Here is a 2,352-nt window from a genome sequence, read left to right as displayed (position 1 = left end):
CTGGCACTCTCGCTAGCAGAGTGCCAAGGCTGCACATTCGGCACCCATCCCCATTTCGGAGGTTTCATAGATGAAGCTCAAGCCCCTCGGCGATCGACTGATCGTGCGGGCGATCGAGGAGGAGGAGACCACCGCCAGTGGCATCGTCCTGCCCGATACCGCCAAGGAAAAGCCCCAAAAGGGCAAGGTGCTCGCGGTCGGCGAAGGTCGCTGGGATGAGGACGGCGAGCGGCGGGTTCCGCTCGACGTAGCCGAGGGCGATGAGGTCCTCTACAGCAAGTACGGCGGCACCGAGATCAAGGTGGATGGCGAGGAGCTCCTCGTCCTCCGCGAGTCAGACGTGCTGGCCAAGGTCCAGTAGCCCGTCCTTTTAGGAGAGACACACACAGATGGCACACAAGGAACTGAAGTACGAGGCGGATGCCCGCAAGGCGCTCGAGGCGGGCGTCGACGCGGTGGCAAACGCCGTCAAGGTCACGCTTGGCCCTAAGGGCCGCTACGTAGTCCTCGACAAGAAGTTCGGCGCGCCGACGATCACCAACGACGGCGTGACGATCGCGCGGGAGATTGAGGTCGAGGACGTCTTCCAGAATCAAGGCGCGCAGCTCGTGCGCGAGGTGGCGACGGCGACCAACGACGTCGCCGGCGACGGCACCACGACGGCGACCGTGCTCGCCCAGGCGATCGTTCGCCAGGGCCTCAAGAACGTCGCCGCCGGAGCCAACCCGCTGGCGCTCAAGCGCGGCATCGAGCGCGCGGTCGACGACGTCGTCAAGAACATCGAGTCGCAGTCGACGGAGATCTCCGGCAAGGACCAGATCGCGCGCGTGGCGACGATCTCGGCCGGCGACGAGGAGATCGGCGACGTGATCGCCGACGCGATCGACAAGGTCGGCAAGGACGGCGTGGTCAACGTCGAGGAAGGCCAGACGTTCGGCATGGACCTCGAGTTCACCGAGGGCATGCAGTTCGACAAGGGCTACATCTCGCCCTACATGGTCACCGACCAGGATCGTATGGAGGCTGTCCTCGAGGATCCGATGATCCTCATCGCCAACCAGAAGATCGGCTCCGTGCGCGACATCCTGCCTGTGCTCGAGCAGGTGATCCAGTCGGGCAAGCCGCTGCTGATCATCGCTGAGGACGTCGAGGGTGAGTCGCTCGCGACGCTCGTGGTCAACAAGCTCCGCGGCACGTTCACTGGCGTTGCGGTCAAGGCGCCGGGCTTCGGCGATCGCCGCAAGCGCATGCTCGAGGACATCGCGATCCTCACCGGCGGCGAGGTGATCACCGAGGAGATGGGCCTGAAGCTCGAGAACACTCAGCTTTCGCAGCTGGGTCGCGCCCGCCGCGTGGTGGTGGCCAAGGACACCGCGACGATCGTCGACGGCGCCGGCGACACCGAGGGCATCAAGGGTCGCATCAACCAGATCAAGACCGAGGTCGAGAACACCGACTCGGACTTCGACCGCGAGAAGCTTCAGGAGCGGCTGGCCAAGCTCTCCGGCGGCGTCGCCGTGGTCAAGGTCGGCGCGGCCACCGAGACCGAGATGAAGGAGAAGAAGCATCGCGTCGAGGACGCGCTGCAGGCCACTCGCGCGGCCCTCGAGGAGGGCATTGTGCCGGGCGGCGGCGTCGCGCTGCTGGCGGCGCAGGCGGCGATCAAGTCCGAGGCGCTCGAGGAGGCCGATGAGCGCACCGGCGCGAAGATCGTGCACCGCGCGCTCGAGGAGCCGCTGCGCCAGCTCGCGGACAACGCGGGCTTGGAGGGCTCGGTCGTCGTCAACGACGTCCGCAAGGCCAAGAAGGGCCATGGCCTGAACGCCGAGTCCGGCGAGGTCGTCGATCTGGTCGCCGCAGGGATCATCGATCCCGCGATGGTCACCCGCTCGGCGCTTCAGAACGCCGCGTCGATCGCGAAGAACATTCTCACGACCGAGGCGATCGTCGCCGAGGTCCCGGAGAAGGAGACCGCAGGCGCGGGCGGCATGCCCGACATGTCAGGGATGATGTAATTCGCTCTAACAGGCGAGTGTCTACGTGGGCCCGGTGGTTGCGACCGCCGGGCCCTCGTTATTCACGGGGATTGGCGAAGGTCGTCCGCCTAAGCGATGCGAAACGCCAAAGTCACCGTTCGGAGACCGAGATCCCGGGCTCCGCCACGACCTGGCGCCAACGGCCCGGTGGCGCCACCTCGACGCCCGGGCGCACGGCGACCACGACGGCCACCTCGCCCCCTCTGACAAACCCACACACACCCTCATCGGCCTCCAGAGGCTCATAACCACCCTCGAGGAACGCTCGCGAGCGACCGGCTCGAAGGTCCAACAGCCGGTGGATCACCGACAGCTT

At 66.3% G+C, this 2,352-nt stretch carries 3 protein-coding genes; 2 read left to right on the top strand and 1 reads right to left on the bottom strand.

Annotated elements, in window-relative coordinates; translation table 11 throughout:
• Positions 1 to 70 precede the first annotated feature (70 nt).
• A complete protein-coding gene (gene groES / locus JOZ76_RS26510) occupies positions 71 to 361 on the top strand; it encodes a co-chaperone GroES (protein WP_291703676.1) in 291 nt (96 codons plus the stop codon).
• A 28-nt stretch (positions 362 to 389) separates the two neighbouring features.
• Positions 390 to 2,015, top strand: coding sequence for a chaperonin GroEL (groL, locus tag JOZ76_RS26505; RefSeq protein ID WP_291703675.1), 1,626 nt, complete (start codon positions 390 to 392; stop codon positions 2,013 to 2,015).
• Positions 2,016 to 2,127: 112 nt separating this feature from the next.
• Here groL and JOZ76_RS26500 read toward each other — a convergent pair.
• Positions 2,128 to 2,352: hypothetical protein (locus tag JOZ76_RS26500; RefSeq protein WP_291703674.1), on the bottom strand; the 225-nt coding region annotated here is incomplete at its 5' end.

This window comes from Bradyrhizobium sp., from assembly GCF_019244115.1.
In the GTDB taxonomy this organism is placed as follows: Bacteria; Pseudomonadota; Alphaproteobacteria; order Rhizobiales; family Xanthobacteraceae; genus Bradyrhizobium.
The sequence above is the reverse complement of the archived record's forward strand: the minus strand, read 5'-3'. Positions and strand labels throughout refer to the sequence as shown.

Excerpts from the sequence above, each read along its gene's own strand:
- groES (WP_291703676.1), top strand. The coding sequence starts at position 71 with ATGAAGCTCAAGCCCCTCGGCGATCGACTGATCGTGCGGGCGATCGAG.
- groL (WP_291703675.1), top strand. The coding sequence starts at position 390 with ATGGCACACAAGGAACTGAAGTACGAGGCGGATGCCCGCAAGGCGCTC.